Annotated in this window: 6 protein-coding genes; 5 read left to right on the top strand and 1 reads right to left on the bottom strand. The window is 32.4% G+C overall.

The window, feature by feature from the left end:
• The first annotated feature begins 126 nt into the window (after window positions 1–126).
• From ACJROP_RS09840 to ACJROP_RS09830, 3 genes are read left to right on the top strand one after another with little or no spacing between them, the layout of a single operon-like run.
• On the top strand, window positions 127–12,945 hold the full coding sequence (locus tag ACJROP_RS09840; protein ID WP_406535292.1) for an amino acid adenylation domain-containing protein: 12,819 nt from the start codon (window positions 127–129) through the stop codon (window positions 12,943–12,945).
• Window positions 12,946–12,962: 17 nt separating this feature from the next.
• A complete protein-coding gene (locus ACJROP_RS09835) occupies window positions 12,963–14,726 on the top strand; it encodes an MATE family efflux transporter (protein ID WP_406535291.1) in 1,764 nt (587 codons plus the stop codon).
• Window positions 14,727–14,733: 7 nt separating this feature from the next.
• The gene (locus ACJROP_RS09830; protein WP_406535290.1) at window positions 14,734–15,594 is read left to right on the top strand and encodes an alpha/beta hydrolase fold domain-containing protein; all 861 of its coding nucleotides are present in this window, start codon (window positions 14,734–14,736) and stop codon (window positions 15,592–15,594) included.
• On the opposite strand, the gene ACJROP_RS09825 is transcribed toward ACJROP_RS09830, so the two are convergent.
• Window positions 15,595–16,638 (bottom strand): acyltransferase, encoded by a 1,044-nt coding sequence (locus ACJROP_RS09825; RefSeq protein ID WP_406535289.1) that lies wholly within the window; start codon window positions 16,636–16,638, stop codon window positions 15,595–15,597.
• Window positions 16,639–16,767: 129 nt separating this feature from the next.
• On the opposite strand from ACJROP_RS09825, the gene ACJROP_RS09820 reads away from it, so the two are divergent.
• Window positions 16,768–17,529, top strand: coding sequence for a DUF4013 domain-containing protein (locus ACJROP_RS09820; protein ID WP_406535288.1), 762 nt, complete (start codon window positions 16,768–16,770; stop codon window positions 17,527–17,529).
• A gap of 260 nt (window positions 17,530–17,789) precedes the next feature.
• Window positions 17,790–18,710, top strand: a complete 921-nt coding sequence (locus tag ACJROP_RS09815) for a manganese-dependent inorganic pyrophosphatase (protein WP_406535287.1) — start codon at window positions 17,790–17,792, stop codon at window positions 18,708–18,710.
• The last annotated feature ends 223 nt before the right edge of the window (window positions 18,711–18,933 follow it).

Here is an 18,933-nt window from a genome sequence, read left to right as displayed (position 1 = left end):
AATCACTAATTTTTATTTTGTTTATATTAATTTTAAATATTTTGTTAATGATATTCTTTTTGATAATAAGCAATAAATATTCTAAATAATATAATATATTTATTATAGATATTAGGAGATTTTTCAATGGATACAATGAATTCATTAAAAGGAGAAAATTTAAAAAAGGATGTTGAAACACTTTTCAAAAAGCAAATTTTTGAAATTGATGAAGAAACCTTCATCACTCCCGATTTAAATGGAGGTGAATTTGAAGGTTCAATGCATAGAATTTCTTTATTTATCGATTGTGAAGATATAAATAAACTTTGTATGGATTTAAAAATCAGTCCAGATAATTTATTTTTAGCCATTTCCAGTTTTGTACTGTCAAAATTTGTTTATAATAAAAACTTGATTTTTTCAAATAGTGGAATATTTGAAGGTAATTCATTTGAGGAATATCCATTAATCTTAAATTTAAACACTGACCTAAATGTTAAATCTTTTTTAAGTCAAATCAATGAGGTGTGGTTAAATTCTTTAAGTCACCATGAATTATTGTTAAAAATTGTAAATGAATTCGGATTCAATCCTAAATTTTTATATCAGTTCAATAATCAAAATACTCCTAAAAATAGTTATAATCTAATTTTAAATGTCATGGAAAATCCTAATGATTTTGAGTTAATTTGTAAATTTAACGATGCATTATATTCTCCAGAATTAATTAATACTTTTTTAAATAGCATTTCAATTGTTTTAAATAAAATGGTTAATTTATTAAATGAGGATTTTGAAAATACTCTCCTTAAGGACATTTCTATACTTAATCGTGATGTTGCAAATGTTGATGATTTGGAATTCATTGAAATTGAAGAATTGAGGGTCAATAAGATTTTTGAAAAACAGGTTGAACTGCATGGTAATGAAATTATCTTAACTGCCAGTGACGGTAGTTACACTTATAATGAGTTAAACGAGAAAGCCAATCGTATTGCCAATGCTTTAATTAAACGAGGAGTTGGTGTAGAGGATAAGGTCATGATTGTCTTGAAACGTGACAGCAGTGTTTTTGCTTCAATTTTTGGAATTTTAAAAGCCGGGGCATGTTTCATTCCAATCGATTCCGACTATCCTAGTGACCGTATCGAGCATGTCCTAACAGACAGTGAATCAAAATTCATCATTGTTGATGATATTGTGGATACTAAAAATATTGATTTGTCGTTTTACTCTGATAGGCTATTGCAGTTTGATGAGTTGCTTGAAGAAGAAAACACTTCCAATCCTAATGTTGATGTGTCTCCTGAGAATTTGGCGTATATCATTTATACTTCAGGTTCAACAGGACTTCCAAAAGGGGTGATGATAGAGCACAGAAACCTCGCAAATTTTGCATATCCTCATCAGGATAATTTCTACACTTATGAATTGGTTAAAAACCTTGAAAAAGAGAATTATAAAGTTTTATCCACCACTACAATCGCTTTTGATGTGTTCCAGCAGGAGATAATGGGATCACTTTTAAATGCCATTCCAGTGGTCTTTGCTGATGATAGCGAATACAAAAATCCTATTGAGATGATGGATTTGATTAAAAGGACAGGGGCTAATGTTTATGTTGCCACTCCATCACGTCTGCTGCAATATCTGGAGATTGAAACTATGCATAAGGTAATGTATGGTTTTAAAGCATACCTAATTGCAGGAGAAGCATTCCCTCCTAGACTATATGACCTACTTTCCAAAAACTCTAACGGAAAAATATATGATTTGTATGGGCCAACTGAGGCAACAGTTTATTGTAACGGCCGTTTGCTTGATAGTTCAGATATTAACGTTGGAAAACCGTTGCTTAATGTTTATGAAGAAGTTATGGATGAAGACTTCAATCCTCTGCCTCCAAACGTAATTGGAGAATTATGCATTGCCGGAAAAGGGGTCTCAAGAGCATACCTGAACAATCCCGAAAAGAATGCAGAAGCTTACCGTGAAATCAATGGACTCAGATTCTACAGAACCGGAGACTTTGCCAAAGTTACCGAAGATGGAGAATACATAATATTTGGAAGAATGGACAATCAAATTAAACTCAGAGGATTAAGAATTGAAATAGGTGAAGTTGAATCTACCATTAAAGAATTTGAAGGTATTAAATCCATTGTGGTTGCTTTAAAAAATATTAAAGGCACAGATTATTTGTGCGCATACTATACAGTTTATGATGAATTTAAAAAGCAGGGAGAGGATTATTCTATTGATATCGGTGCTTTAAAAGAACATTTAAATTCAAAATTAACCTATTATATGGTTCCTGCAGTTTATATGGAATTGGATGAGATTCCGCAAACCGCAAATGGCAAAACCGATATCAGAAGTCTTCCGGAACCGGTATTGATTACAGAAAATGTAATGCCTGAAAATGACACTGAAGAGAAACTGTTTGATATGATATCACAATCCATTAACATTGATGGTTTTGGCGTTACCGATGATTTGTATGCTTTAGGATTCACTTCATTGTCATTAATGAAATTTAATGTTGATATCTATGAATCATTCAATGTTAATTTGGATATACATGAATTAATGGATTCTCCTACAATAAGACAGATTGCCAATAAAATTGACAAGGGGGAATCTGGGGATGATTTGGATGAATTAATAAAATCTTCAGGCGAAACTACTTTTTATCCTTTAATGGATAATCAATTGGGAGTGTATTATGAATGCGCTCAAAGTACTGAAGCGCAGTATAATCTTCCGTCTGTTGTAAGATTCGACGCAAACATCAATCCAAATAAACTTAGAGAATCAATTATTAAAACAATTGATGAATATTCTTATCTTAAAACAAGAATAGTTCTTCATCACGGTCAATTAATGCATAAACGTGATGATTCAATAGCAATTGATGAAATCCCTATCGTTGAAATAAACGATATTTCAGATAAGGAAATAGAAAAAGAAAATGTTAAAAGATTTGAATTATTGGATAATCAGTTGTTTAGGGCTAAAATCTATAAGACCCCTAGTGAAACGATTCTATTTTTTGATATTCATCATATAATTTCTGATGGGGAATCTATAGACTTATTATTCAATAATTTTGCCAAGGCATATAATGGTGAAGAAATCCAAAAAGAGGGTTTTGATGGTTATATCTGTTCTTTAATTGAAAAAGAGGCTAAAAACAGTGAGAAGTATGTTGCAAGTGAAAAATATTTCCATAATCAATTGACAAAAGAAGTCGATTCAACCATACTGACTCCCGATTTGAATGGTGATGAAGAAGAAGGCAAATTGGAATCCATTTCCAAAAGCATTGATTCGCAATTGATAAATAAATTCTGCGCGGATAATAGAATTTCGCCAAACATATTATTCATGGCCAGTACAATATTAACATTAAATAAGTACACATTTAATGATAAAACGTTATTAACAACCATTTTCAATGGAAGGTTAAATTCTAATTATTATAATACCCAATCATTTTTAGTTAAAACATTCCCTATAGTTTCAATCAATGAAGACAGAAATATTACAGTTAGACAATTATTTAATCAAATTGATGAACTATGGAAAAACGGAGTTAAACATAGTAATTATCCTTATATTAAAATCGCTGAAGAATTTGATCTGAAACCTGAATTCATGTACACCTATAACAATCTTGAAAATGAAAAGATTGAACTGGATAATAAAGTGTATAAGATTAAAAGTTTGAATTCCCTCGAAACTAACTATAAAATAACATTCGATGTTAATGAAAATGAGAAATGTGTGGAATTAGTTATTTTATACAATAACGGATTATATAGTGAAAATTATATTAAAACATTTTTGGATAGTGTTTTATCCACAGTAAATCAATTTATCAATCAAAATATCGAACAATTGAAGATTAATGAAATAGAATTGGATACACGTGAAGAAATACCCACTTTCACCCCAGTTGAAAATCCAATTTTACATAAACGCTTTGAAAAACATGCCAATGAAAATCCTGACCGCATTGCTCTTGTTGCAACTGATGCCACCTTAACTTATGGTCAATTAAATCAGAAAGCAAATATTATTGCTAACGCTTTAATTGAAAGAAATGTTGAGCCAAAAAGCAATGTTTTAGTCATGCTTTCAAGAGACAGTAATTTAATTGCATCTATTTTAGGCATTCTTAAGGCTGGCTGTGCATTCATTCCTATTGACCCCGAATATCCTGATGAGAGAATTAATTATATTTATGAAAATAGTCAGGCAGACTATATTATTTCCAATAGGTCCGGAGAAAACTTTTTAGATATTGGTGAGCTACTTGAAGGTGGAAATGCGGAAAACCCTAATGTTAATGTTGAAGCTGATGACTTGGCTTATATGATTTACACTTCCGGATCTACCGGCAATCCTAAAGGTGTAATGATTTCACATGAAAACATTTGTAATCAGGCTCAAAACCCTAAATCCACATATGATAGTTTGCTTTGTGTTACTACCATTTCATTTGACGTATCTGTCGATGATATACTAACTTCTCTTTCAAATGGATTGAAATTAATTCTGGCTGATGATACTCAAGTTAAAAACATTCCGGAACTTATCAAATTAATCGATGAGAATAAACCGGAAGTTTTGGAAATCACTCCTTCAAGATTTGCCTCATATCTCGAGGTAAACGAGTTTTGCAATGCAATTTCCTGTTTAAAATGCCTTTTCCTTGGTGGAGAGCAATTCTCCGCTAAAGTATTTGAAGATTTAAGAAAATACAGTGACGCGATTGTCTATAACAGTTACGGCCCAACGGAAACCACAATCACTTCCAATAACAAGGAAGTCATTGATGTAAATGACTTGACGGTCGGGCTTCCTTTAACCAATTACATTACAGATGTTCGCGATATTGATGGTAAATTAGTCCCTAAAGGTGTAATGGGAGAATTGTATATTGGAGGTACGGGCGTAGGTAAAGGATACTACAACATGCCTGAAAAAACCAAGGAAGTGTTTTTATCTATCGATGGCATTCCTTACTATAGGAGTGGAGATTATGCCATTGAGCGTCCAAATGGTGAAATTGACATCAAGGGAAGAATCGACAATCAGATTAAACTAAGAGGATTAAGAATTGAAATTGGTGAAATTGAATCCAATATAGGTAAATATCCAAATATCAAACAAGCTATTGTAGTGATTAAGGAAATTAACAACAATGACCATTTATGCGCTTATTATACTGCCGAAGAGGTAATTGATAGTGACGATTTAAAAGAGTTTTTAAAAAATCGTCTCACTCGTTACATGATTCCAACAGTATTTATGCAATTGGATGAGATTCCAAAAACACCAAACGGTAAAACTGATGTTAAGAATTTGCCCGAACCTATTTTAATAACAGAATGGGTGTTGCCAAAAAATAATGTTCAGAAAAAATTGTATGAAATATGTAGTGAAATTTTAGATTTCAAGGACTTTGGTATCACCGATAGTTTGTTTAGCTTAGGTTTTTCATCATTATCTTTAATGAAACTTTCACATGAAATATACTCCAATTTCAACACTTCATTATCTTTCAAATCATTGATGGATGCAGAAAATATTTGTGATTTGGAAAATCTGCTTAATGATGCAGATAATATTGAAAAAATCAATTTTGAAAAACAGGAATATTATCCGTTAAGCCATAATCAGTTAAATGTTTACATTGAATCCGTTAAAAATCCTGAAAAGTTAGTTTATAATATGGTTAATGTTATTGAAATGGGCAGTGATATTAATCCTGAAAGATTAAAGGAATCTTTAATTAAAGTCCTTAATCACCATAGCTATTTAAAAAGCATTATTACACAAAAAGATGGTGAAGTATTAATCAAACGTCAGGATGATGCGGAAGTGGATGTTGATATTATAAATAAGGAATGCAGCAAAAAACTTCAAGAAAAATTCGCCAGACCATTTGAGTTACATGATTCTCCACTGTATAGGGCGGAGATATATAATTATGATAATCAAACCACATTGCTTTTGGATGTTCATCACATTATATTTGATGGAATATCATTCAACATATTCATTAGGAATTTAATTAATGCATATCAGGGCAATGAGTTATTAGAAGAGGAATACACTGGTTTTGAGTATATTCTTGATGGTTACAGGCAAATGGAATTGGATTCTTACAAGGAATCCGAGGAATTCTTCAATTCTAAAATTGCTGAAATTGACATTAGTACGGATATCAGTCCGAATATAAGCAAACCTATTGAAAATGCCAGAATGGGCGAACATATCAATCCGATGAGTAAGGAATCCATTGATAAATATTGTAAGGAATATAATATCACTCCAAATAATTTGTTCTTGGCAGCAACTCTTTTGACATTGAGCAAATACACATATACAAAAGACATGTTAATTGCAACCATTTCAAGCGGAAGATTAAATCCAAATTATGAAAATACTCTTGCAATGATTGTTAAATCATTACCTCTCATTCATAAGATTGATACATCTCAAAGTGTTGGTGAATATTTCGAATCTATCCAAAATACCTTAACACAAACAATCAATCATGAAAATTATCCTTATACCAAATTATTTGAAAAATACAATATCAATCCGAATATTTACTATGCATATCAGGTGGGCGTCAATGAATATGACCAAATAATTAATGATGAAGGCAAAGTAAATTCTTTAATAATTAATGATATATCACTTGATTTGCCAAAATTCAATTTAAGTATTTATATTGAAGAAAATAGGGATGACTATCTGATATTTTTAAGATATAATGATGCACTTTATTCTTCTGAATTCATTGCAGAATTGACTGACAATATTGAATTAATGGTTAAAAAATTACAAGAAGATATCACATCACCAATTGATACCATATCATTGTTGCCGGGCGAAAAAGAAGAAGAATTGCGCGGAATTCATAATTCCTTTGAAAATATTGAAATCAATACCAATCTGAAAGAATTATTTGAAGCGGCCGTTGAAGAATTTGATGATGAAATTGCTTTGATTGACCATGGTCAGACATTAACATATAAACAGTTAAACACTCAGGCAAATAAAATTGCAAATAGTTTAGTTGATTTGGGAATTGTTCCTGGAGACCATATCATTTTAAAACTTGAAAGATCATCCAAATTAATAGCTGCCATTTATGCAGTTATAAAAACAGGCGCCTCCTTCACTATTGTCTCAACTGAACAACCTGAAGAGCAAACAGAATTTATCAGGCAGGATACTAATGCAAAAATTATAATCCAATCAAATATCGATGAATTATTGGGCAATGAGAATGGAGATAATTTGGATGTTGACATTAAATCGGATGATTTGGCATGCATTGTTTATACATCAGGCTCAACTGGAAAACCAAAAGGAGTGACAATTACACATAAAGGTTTAATAAACTATATAAACCCTAGAAAGGACAATATTGCTATACATGCTATACAAAATGATGTTTCCAACATGTTGTCATTAACTACAACCACATTTATTGCATTTTTAAGAGAAGCATTAGCAACAATCATCAACGGTACAAAAATAACATTAACCAGTGATGAAGAGTCTAAGAACTTATCCAAACTCATAAGGTTAATTAAAGAATCAGAAGTGGATGGTTTATCTTTAACTCCATCAAGAATTCAGGAATACATGAAGGTTGTCGAATTTAAAGACCTGCTGAACCAATTCAAGGTCATAATCATTGGTGGAGAGAAATTCATACCTTCCGTTTATGATGATTTGACTGAATGCAGCAGGGCAAAAATATTCAATTCCTATGGATCTTCTGAAAATACAATAGCAACACATCAAAAATTGATTGACAGTGAAGAGATAACCGAAGGAACTCCAATTCCTAACAACATTGATTTAATAATAGATATTGATGGAAATCCTCTGCCTAACAACATCACTGGTGAAATCTGTACTGCAGGGGTTCAAACTACTCCAGGATATTTAAACAGGGAGGACTTAAACGAATCGGAGTTTATTACAGTTAATAATTTGAAGTTTTATAAGACTGGTGATTTAGCTTATAAAAACTCCAATGATGAATTAGTGATAATTGGAAGAAAAGATAAACAAATTAAACTCAGAGGCCAAAGAATCGAGCCTGGCGAAATTGAATCAGCAATTTCCAAATATTCCGGTATTGAAAGTGTGGTTGTGACTGTAAAGCAAATCAATAATCAGGATAACCTATGCGCTTATTACACCAGTCGTGATGAAATCAATGTTGAGGAATTAAAAGAGTATCTTTCAACTAAATTAATGAGATATATGATTCCTACATCATTCACACAACTTGATTCAATGCCTAAAACACCGAATGGTAAGATAGATACAAAAAATTTACCTCTTCCAAAAATAAGTACTCAACGCATTGGTCCTGAAAATGAACTTGAAGAAAGTATCTTTAAAATTTGTGCCGGAATTGTAGGTTTTGATGATTTTGGAGTTACTGATAATCTTTATGGAATAGGTTTCACATCATTAACCATCATGGGATTGAGTACTGAGATTTACAACACTCTTGGTAATGAAATCAATGTTACCAGTATCCTTCAAAAACCGACTATCCGAAATATTGTTGAAAATATCGAGATCAATGAAGGATATGCGGATGTTTTGGATGAATCTGATGAAAATGAATCTAAATATTATGAACTAACACCAAATCAGATGGGAATTTACTTTGACTGTGTCAAAGACTTTGAAAAAGTAAATTATAATCTCCCAAAATACATTGACTTTGGCAGTGGTTTTGATGAAAACAGGCTTAAATCAGCTATTATAAAAGTAATTAATTATCATCCATATCTAAAAACAAGGATTGTTATGCAAGACGGTGTTGTATATCAGGAGCGAAGAGATGATTTCATTATCGATGATTTAATTGAAATTGTTGAATTGGACGGTATTGATGATGAATTTAAAGAGGAATTCATCAAGCCATTTGATTTGGCACGGGGTCCATTATTTAGATTTAAGATTATCAAAATTAAAGATAATGTATCTCTTCTTTGTGATTTCCACCATATCATAGTGGACGGAACTTCCTTGAATATTTTATTCAGACAAATATCTTCGGTTTATGATAATCCTGATTTGGAATTTGACAAAAATGAATTAGAACCTCTTAACGGTTTCGAATATTCTCAAAAAGAGGTCAATATTCAAAAATCCAGACATTATAAAGAATCAGAAATGTTCTTTTTTAATAAAATTAAAGATTATGATGAAGGCAGCCTAATTTCTCCTGATTTAACAGGTATTGAAGAGGATGGTCAGGCATCTGAAGAATCTAAGGTTATTGATAAAGAAATGGTGGATAAATTCTGTAATGAGTCATCGATTACACCGAATAATCTGTTCTTATCTATTTCAAGTTTTTTATTGTCAAAATTTGTAAATAACAGAAACCTGCTATTTGCATCAATCACCAATGGAAGATTTTCTCCAGATGAGCAAAATACATTGGCTATGATGGTTAAAACTTTACCTGTATCCTTGAAATTAGATAGCGATTTAAGTTTTAAAGAGTATTTCGAATATATTAATAAAGAATGGGTAACTACTTTGTCTCATTCTTCATATCCATTAACTGAAGTTGTAAATAGATATGGAATCATTCCTGAATTTGTATTTGCTTTCCATGGTGACATTATTGAAGAGATTGAGATTGGTGGAAAAGTTGTTGAACGTGAAAGCTTGGAATATGATAGCTTGCAATTCAAGTTGGGTTTGAATGTAGCTGAAATTAATGGCAAATATGACCTGAGTTGCCAGTATAATGATGCACTGTACTCTCCTCAGTTGATAAATACATTTTTAGATAGCATAATCATAGTTCTAAATAAATTAATTGGTTATGGTTCTGAAGAATTGGCAAATGTTTTCTTAAAGGACGTATCAATTATGGAAAGAGATGTTCCAAGTCTTGATGATTTGGAATTCATTGAAATTGAAGAATTGAGGGTCAATAAGATTTTTGAAAAACAGGTTGAATTGAATGGAGACAAGGTTATTTTAACTGCATCTGATGGTCAATTCACTTTCAATGAGTTAAATGAGAAAGCTAATCGTATTGCTAATGCTTTAATTAAAAGGGGTGTTGGTGTTGAGGATAAGGTCATGATTGTCCTGAAGCGTGACAGCAGTGTTTTTGCTTCTATTTTTGGAATTTTAAAAGCTGGTGCATGTTTCATTCCAATCGATTCTGATTATCCTAGTGACCGTATTGAGCATGTTTTAACAGACAGTGAATCCAAATACATTATTGTTGATGATATTGTGGATACTAAAAATATTGATTTGTCATCTTACTCTGATAGGCTATTGCAGTTTGATGAACTGCTTGAGGAAGAAAATGCCTCCAACCCGACTGTTGATGTATCTCCTGAGAATTTGGCATATATCATTTATACTTCCGGTTCAACAGGCCTTCCAAAAGGAGTGATGATTGAGCATAGAAACATCGCAAATCTCGTATATCCTCATCCGGATAATTTCTACACTTATGAATTGGTCAGAAATCTTAAAAAAGAGAATTATAAAGTTTTATCCACTACCACTATTGCTTTTGATGTATTTGAACAGGAGATAATGGGATCAATTTTAAATGCCATTCCAGTAGTTTTTGCTGATGATATTGAATACAAGGATCCTATTGGGATGATGGATTTAATTAAAAGGACTGGAGCGAATGTTTATGTTGCTACTCCATCACGTCTGCTGCAATATCTAGAAATTGAAGCTATGCAGGAGGTAATGTACGGTTTTAAAGCATACCTGATTGCAGGTGAGGCATTCCCTCCTAGATTATATGATTTGCTTTCCAAAAACTCTAACGGTAAAGTATATAATTTGTATGGGCCAACTGAAGCAACAGTTTACTGTAACGGTCGTTTACTTGACAGTTCGGAGATTAATGTTGGAAAACCATTGCTTAATGTTTATGAAGAAGTTATGGATGAAGATTTCAATCCGTTGCCTCCAAATGTAATTGGAGAGTTATGCATTGCAGGAAAAGGAGTTTCAAGAGCATACTTAAACAATCCGGAAAAGAATGCAGAAGCTTACAGGGAAATCAATGGGCTCAGATTCTATAGGACAGGGGACTTCGCCAAAGTCACTGATGATGGGGAATACGTAATTTTCGGAAGAATGGACAATCAAATCAAACTCAGAGGATTAAGAATTGAAATTGGTGAGGTTGAATCTGCCATTAAAGAATTCGAGGGTATTGAATCTCTTGCGGTTGTTGTCAAAAATATTAAAGGAAATGACCATTTGTGTGCATACTTCACTGTTTATGATGAATTTAAAACTGATGATGAAGGTTATTCTATTGATATTGATGCTTTAAGAGAACATTTAAATTCAAAATTAACTTACTATATGGTTCCTACAGTCTATATGGAATTGGATGAAATGCCGCAAACATTAAATGGTAAAACTGATTTGAGGAATTTGCCTGAGCCGGTTTTAATTACACAATATGTTGCACCTGAAAATGATATTGAAGCCTTCTTTGCAGATACCTTTGCAGACATACTGTCTATTGATAATGTTGGGGCAACAGATAATTTCTTTGATATGGGCGGAACATCACTGCTTGTAACCAAGATAACGCTAGCGGCTTTAAATAGGAAATATAATATTAGTTATGGTGATGTATTTGCAAATCCAACTCCTCGAAAACTTGCAGAATTTATATTGGAAGATGAAGATTCCGATGTTTCACTTAGCGAAGAGTTTGATTATGATTATTCACAAATTAATGAGTTATTGAAGAGAAATACTTTGGAGAATTTCATAAGTTCTGAAATTGATGATGATTTGGGAGATATTTTATTGACTGGAGCCACTGGATTTTTAGGAATCCATGTTTTGCGCGAATTATTGGAAAATAATGAGGGCAACATCTATTGCTTAATCAGATCAAGAGGTAATTTATCTGCTGAGGATAGATTAAAATCTTTATTATTCTATTACTTCTCAAATAATTATGAAGAATTGTTCAATATTAGATTGCATGTTGTTGAAGGGGATATAACAAGTTATGCTGATTTTGAAAAATTAATTCCGTACAATATCGACACGATATTTAATTGTGCAGCCAACGTTAAACATTTCTCTTCCGGCACAGATATTGAAGATATTAATTTTGGAGGAGTTTTAAACGGTTTAAAATTCGCAATATTGAAAAATTCAAAATTTGTACAGATTTCAACATATAGTGTTGCTGGTGAAAGCATAAACAATTTCCCTCCTGAAGATTACATGTTCTCTGAAAGGGATTTATTCATTGGACAGGGTATTGATAATCAATACCTCAGAAGTAAATTTTTAGCAGAAAGAGCTGTTTTGGAAGCGGCTGTTGAAAATGATTTGTCGGTTAAAATCATGAGAGTGGGAAACCTAATGGCTAGAAGTGATGATGGGGAATTCCAAATTAATTTCATTTCAAATGGGTTTATCAATAGGCTTAAAGCTTTCGTTACTATTGGTAAAATACCATATTCTATGTTGAGTGATGCAGATGAATTAAGCCCAATTGATGTAACTGCCAAATCAATTGTGGAGTTATCAAAAACACCTAAAGAATGTGTTGTTTTCCATCCATATCAACATCACACAATTTGCTTTGGAGATATATTGGATATTATCAAACCATTGGGGCTTAAAATTGATGCTGTTGAAGAAGAAGTGTATGAAGATTATCTAAATCATGCTTTAAATGATATGGACAAACAGGAAGGGGTGTCAGGTTTAATCACTTCCATTGGATCAGGTAAATTTAAAAAGATTTGGCTTGATACGGAAAATGAGTATACTGTCCAGGTATTGTATAGGTTGGGAGTTAAATGGCCAATTATATCAGAAGAGTATATTTATAAATTTATTGAGTATTTGAATGATTTGGCTTTCTTTGATTGATTGTAGGTGTATTTAAGATGATGTATGAAAGAAGATATGATTTATTAAAAAGTAAATTTAATGAGTTTTTATTGCCCACATTACTTACCGCAATGGCAAATAATATCTGCATATTTTCGGATGCGTTAATTGTAAGTTTTTTAGTGGGTTCTTTTAATTTGGCCGCTATTCAAGTTGTTGTTCCTGTTGTAACATTTGTAAATTTAATTTATTGGGCTATTGGAATGGGCGGTAGTGTTTTAATGTCTTCAGCGAAGGCAGAATATGATGACTTTAAAAGCAATGCATATTTCACGGTTTCAATAATTAGCCTAATAATATTTGGAATTGTTTTTGCAGCTTTAGGATTAATATTTATTGATCCTATTTCCGGATTTTTATGCACAGCCACTGTAGGGGGCGGTGAACAATTATATCCGCTTGTAAAAGATTATCTTGCCATGACATTGCTTGGAATTCCATTCATGTGTTATATGATGAGTATGTCTTATTTTACTCGTGCTGATGGAATGCCTAAAATGGCTTTAATTGCGGTTATAATAACTAATTTGGTAAATATTGCTATGGATTTTATTTATATCCAATATTTAGGCATGGGAATTGGTGGTGCGGCTCTTGCTACTGTAACTGGTGATATTGCAGCATCAGTGTTTATTTCATATTATTTCTTGAGCGGCAAACGTACTCTTAAATTATTGTCAATTTCAAAAATCAAATTTAATCAATTCACTTCATACTTAAAGGATATTTTTGCTTCAGGTTTTCCACCTGCTTCAATACAACTTTTCATAACATTAAAATTGTTTATAATCAACTATCTAATTCAAATAGTAATTGGAGGAGTAGGTCTTGTTGCATTTAGTGTTTGTGATAATGTTTCCTTTTTGATTTATATGTTTGCGATTGGAATAAGTCAGACAATGGCTCCAATCGTAACTGTTTATTATCAGGAAGAAGATTATGTTGCAGTTAAATACACTATAAAACGGGCTATCAAACTTGCCTTAATTTCCAGCGCTATTCTGATGGCAATATTCATTATTTATCCTCAAGCTTTATTATTCCTATTCAGCATTAAAAATCCGTCACAGATTCCCGTTGTAACTGAAGCAATCAGGTTATATTCATTAAGTTTCATGGGTCTTGTCTTATGCTTTGTGATGACTTATTATGCAGAATCCATTAAAAGGGATAAGTATTCATTCATGATTTCTATTATTGAAGGTTTCATTGTCCCTGTTGGAGTTGCACTATTGCTCATTCCTTTAATGGGGTCAAATGGTATTTGGATTGCATTTCTGATTGCGGAGATTGTGGCAATAATATTCATGTTCATTTACTCAAAGTATATTGAAAGAAAAAGCAATGGGGAATATTCAGGTTTCTTTTTGCTTAAAGAGCAGGATAAAGAAAACATGCTTGATTTATCAGTAAATGGGGATTTAAAAGAAATTACAGATTTGGCCAAACAGGTTCAGGACTATCTTAGATCATTGAGTGTGTCTGATTTAACTTCAACTAGGGTATCGTTGGCCATTGAAGAAATGCTTGTAAATATCGTTAACACTAATGATGATGTGGGAATGATGGATGTTTTAATTAAAATTCAAAGTGAGCATATTTTAATTTCCATTAAAGATCAGGGTGTTGAATTCAACCCTACCATTCAAAGAGATGGTCATGAATTTGATAATATCAATGTATTAAAGGATATTTCCGATAAAATCGATTATGCAAGGGTATTGGGATTGAACAGCACTGTAATTACAATTAAAAAGTAGAATTGGCATGACAAGAAAAAAATCATTTATCGCAAGAATGGAAGAATCCCTTTTAATGCTAACTAAACTCAAATTCATGGATTCAAAGGAGAATGCATACAATTTTCTAAATGATAAATTGAATAGTCCTGACAAACCCGTGAAAAGCGTCTTCAAAAGCATGGACTTTAATGGAATGCAGGTTTTCACATTCGGCAATGAAAATGCAAAAAATACGATTTTGTACATACATGGCGGAGCTTACGTTCTTGAAATGAATCATCAGCATTTGCTGTATTGCTTTTTGCTTTCAAGAAAACTGGATGCTTATGTATTAGCACCAGTTTATCCGCTCGCTCCTAAGCATAAAGCAAATGAAGCCTATGATATAATTACTGAATTGTATAAAAAATTAATTCCGCGAGATAATTTGATATTGGTGGGTGACTCAGCAGGCGGAGGATTCGTACACTCATTTTGCCAATATCTGAAAACTGTCAGTTTGCAGCAGCCCCAAAAAATCATAACGTTTTCTCCATGGGTAGACATTTCAATGAACAATCCTCCTTATGACAGTGAAAATGATCCTATTCTGGGCGAAATAGGACTTAAGGAAATCGGCAAGTCATGGGCAGGGGATTTAAGCGTTCAAGATTATCGAGTAAGCCCATTATTTGGTGATAATACAGATTTGCCAGACACTTTAATCTTTGCAGGCGAAAGTGAAATATTTTGCAAGGACATTAAAAAATATGTTGAAAATCTCAAAAGGGATGGCGTTAATGTAAAATTAGTAACTGGTTCCGGATTGTTCCATATTTATCCGCTATTCCCAATGCCTGAGGCATACAGTGCGTTTAAAGAAATAAAAAATGAGATAATGGATTAACTATCTCATATATAAAATGTATTTTCCAAATCTCGGAATCCTATAGATGATTACAACCGCAATATAGCTGAAGATTATCAATAAAATCCAAAGAATTATGGCTTTTACAGGTTCTGAGTAAGGCAATTGCACAACAACTGGAAGCAATGGCAATCTAAACAGGTTATGCACTAAAAATACTGCAAAAGAGTATTTGGACAGGAATGTAACCAATGGATAGGCTCTGACTTTTCCCATTCTGGAACATAACTCAAACAATGCAAATGACCCTGTTAAGACAAATGGGAACTCATACCATAATTCAAAGTGATATCCTCTAATAAATGCATAATACTGGAAAACGACACAAATTGCAAAGGATATTACCGCAGCCAATGCTAAGATTCGACTTGAAACATTTTTGAATTGCCCTTTTTTAACCAGATATCCGAGCAGAATGTATATTCCATAAATTCCGCCACTGAATCCAAGGCAATACTGGATATTAACATTCTGGATGCCGTGCATATCCAATACTAATGTTACAAATGGAAGTATGAATGCCAAAACAGTAAATACGTTTGTGGCTTGCCAGATTGTCTCATCATCAAAATGCTTTAGTGCACTTGCAACAAACGGCATTGAAAGATACATTCCAATAATCATCGGCATATACCACATATGGCTGAAAAAGAGGTTTCCGGCTTCGGAAAAGTTTACCTGACCGCTTCCAACAGTAATGAACTGCAGACTGATTGCATAGATTACTGCCCAGATGACCGTAACGATTATCAAGCCCTTACAGTTTTTCTGCCAAAACTTACGAACTCTTTCATCATCATAGGTTCTATCCAATAAAAGATAGCCCGTAATCATCAAAAAGAACGGAACGCCAATACGGCCAATAAAGAGGGATGCAAAATTGAATATTCTAGAAAATAGCGTATAATTCAGGATTGCATCGGATGAAATGATATAGATTCCATCGGTAGCATGAATGTATAAAACAGTCAGAATAGCTATTGCCCGTACAAGATCAATCCATTCGACTCTAGTTTTTCCCATATTTTTCTCCTTGATTTATAAGTATAATTTTAAATTTTTGTCTTAATAAATATTAACAATTCAATTTTTTCACAACCAATTCAAAATATTTAAATTTTTTAAAGTATAATAATGATTTGAGAGATAATTATGCCGCATGTTATTTTAAAGAGGGTGTGGGACTATTGCACTTATAGCAAAGAATTTTTTGCATTCGTTTTGATATTGTTATTTGTTTCATCACTGATTCAAAATTATGTTACAGCCAACGGAGATTCGATTATTTGGGTTATAGTTCAAATTTTAGTTTTCATTTCGGTATCGGGCTATGGGATGTCAATCACCAGAAGTAGAATAAACCATGGAAGAAGATTGCCTAAAATTATTGTTAAAGACATTATTGTCTTAGGATTCAAATCAGCTATGCTCATGTGTATTTATGTTTTTATTCAAGGAGAGATATTGCATTATGTATGTTCCTTCTTGAATTTTTCGGCATTTAATTTGGAGGAACTGTTATTGCACTGGACTGATACGATACATCTGTTATTATATCATGAACCTGTAACTGCGGTATTATTCCTTATTTTAGGGTCTGCCATATTTTATGTAACTGCATTTTTCATGGAAATCTCTTTGGCCAAGTTGGCAGATACAGGAAGCATATTCTCAGCATTAAATTTCATGTCAATTAAAAGGGATATAGATGTTGTAGGATGGAGGCATTATGCAAAAGATTACACTCTGATTGCTTTGGCTATAGTGTTTTTAACTTATTTGATCTCTTTTGATATTCCATTCATATTCATAGATTCAATATTTGATATGATTCTGACATTTTTAATATTTGCAACCCAATATTTAGGTATTGGTGCGGTTTATTGTGAAATAAAAGATCTAAAAAAGCAATGAAATTTATATTTAGCGGCAAAACATGCAAGGCAAAAATCAGTGCATAGGCTGGATAAAGTAACAATTAAGAAATGTTATTTAAAAGCTTAAAAAGTCGATATGCTGTAAAAGTGGCTTACATTAAAGACACCATTAAGACAAGCGTTAAAGTAAAATAGGTGAAATTCATTTCATCTATCTTTTTTTGTTAAAATATCACAATATTAAATAACGATAAAAAAGATAATTTAAATTGATATAAATTTTTGAGGAAAGATAGTATGGTTGAAACTTATGTTTTTGGACATAAAAGTCCGGATAGCGATTCAATTACTTCAAGCTTAGTAATGGCTAACTTGGAAAGACAATTAGGAAATGCTGATGCTAAAGCTTACAGATTAGGTGGCATCAACAAAGAAACAGAATTCATTTTAAACTATTTAAACATTGATGCGCCGCAACGTTTGGAAAGCGTTGAAGATGGTGCAAATGTTATTTTGGTTGACCACAACTCACCTGCAGAATCAGTCGACAACCTGGAAAATGCAAAAATCCTAAAAGTTGTTGATCACCATAAATTAGCTCTTGAAACTTCTTATCCGTTGTTCTTAAGATTTGAACCTGTAGGTTGTACTGAAACCATTTTATGCAAATTATATGAAGAAAACGGGGTTGAAATTACAAAAGAAATTGCTACATTGATGCTTTCAGCTATCATTTCAGACACATTGCTTTTGAAATCCCCGACCACAACCGAAGATGACAAACAAGCAGTTGAAAAGCTTGCAAAAATTGCCGACATAGACTATGAGGAATACGGTTTGGAAATGCTTAAGGCAGGAACAGATTTAAGCGACTTTTCCATTGAAGAGATTTTGGACCTTGATGCAAAGCAAATTGACTTTAAGGACGTAAGGTCTATTGTAAATCAGGTCAACACAGCAGACATTGATGAAGTTATGCAAATGAAGGAAGAATTGGAAGAAGGTATGAATCAAATAATTGAAGATGAAGGTTTGGACTTATTCATGCTCCTGATAACTGACATTGTCAACAGCAATTCTCAGGTAATTGTACTTGGAAAAGAGTCAGGTCTAGTTGAAAGGGCATATGGTGTTGAATTAGAGGATAATACTGTTTTGCTTATTGATGTTGTCTCACGTAAGAAACAAGTAGTGCCTATAATGACCAAACATGCATGATTTGTTTAGGTATTACTGAATAATCGTGTCTTATTATTTGTAAGTAAAATTTATAAATGATTATTTAAAGAAATATAATGTAGATGTATTTTTTGATACATCTCTAATCAATCCAATTTTGGATATTAAATTAGACGGGAAGCATAATTACAAAACCTTTAATTGTATTTTTTATACATTAAAAAAAATTAGAAACTAACGTTAATTATGCTTTCAATATTTT

The sequence above is a fragment of the Methanobrevibacter sp. genome (assembly GCF_045220775.1).
Classification (GTDB): Archaea; Methanobacteriota; Methanobacteria; order Methanobacteriales; family Methanobacteriaceae; genus Methanocatella.
The sequence above is the reverse complement of the archived record's forward strand: the minus strand, read 5'-3'. Positions and strand labels throughout refer to the sequence as shown.

Excerpts from the sequence above, each read along its gene's own strand:
- ACJROP_RS09835 (WP_406535291.1), top strand. The coding sequence starts at position 12,963 with ATGATGTATGAAAGAAGATATGATTTATTAAAAAGTAAATTTAATGAG.
- ACJROP_RS09820 (WP_406535288.1), top strand. The coding sequence starts at position 16,768 with ATGCCGCATGTTATTTTAAAGAGGGTGTGGGACTATTGCACTTATAGC.
- ACJROP_RS09830 (WP_406535290.1), top strand. The coding sequence starts at position 14,734 with ATGACAAGAAAAAAATCATTTATCGCAAGAATGGAAGAATCCCTTTTA.
- ACJROP_RS09840 (WP_406535292.1), top strand. The coding sequence starts at position 127 with ATGGATACAATGAATTCATTAAAAGGAGAAAATTTAAAAAAGGATGTT.
- ACJROP_RS09825 (WP_406535289.1), bottom strand. The coding sequence starts at position 16,638 with ATGGGAAAAACTAGAGTCGAATGGATTGATCTTGTACGGGCAATAGCT.
- ACJROP_RS09815 (WP_406535287.1), top strand. The coding sequence starts at position 17,790 with ATGGTTGAAACTTATGTTTTTGGACATAAAAGTCCGGATAGCGATTCA.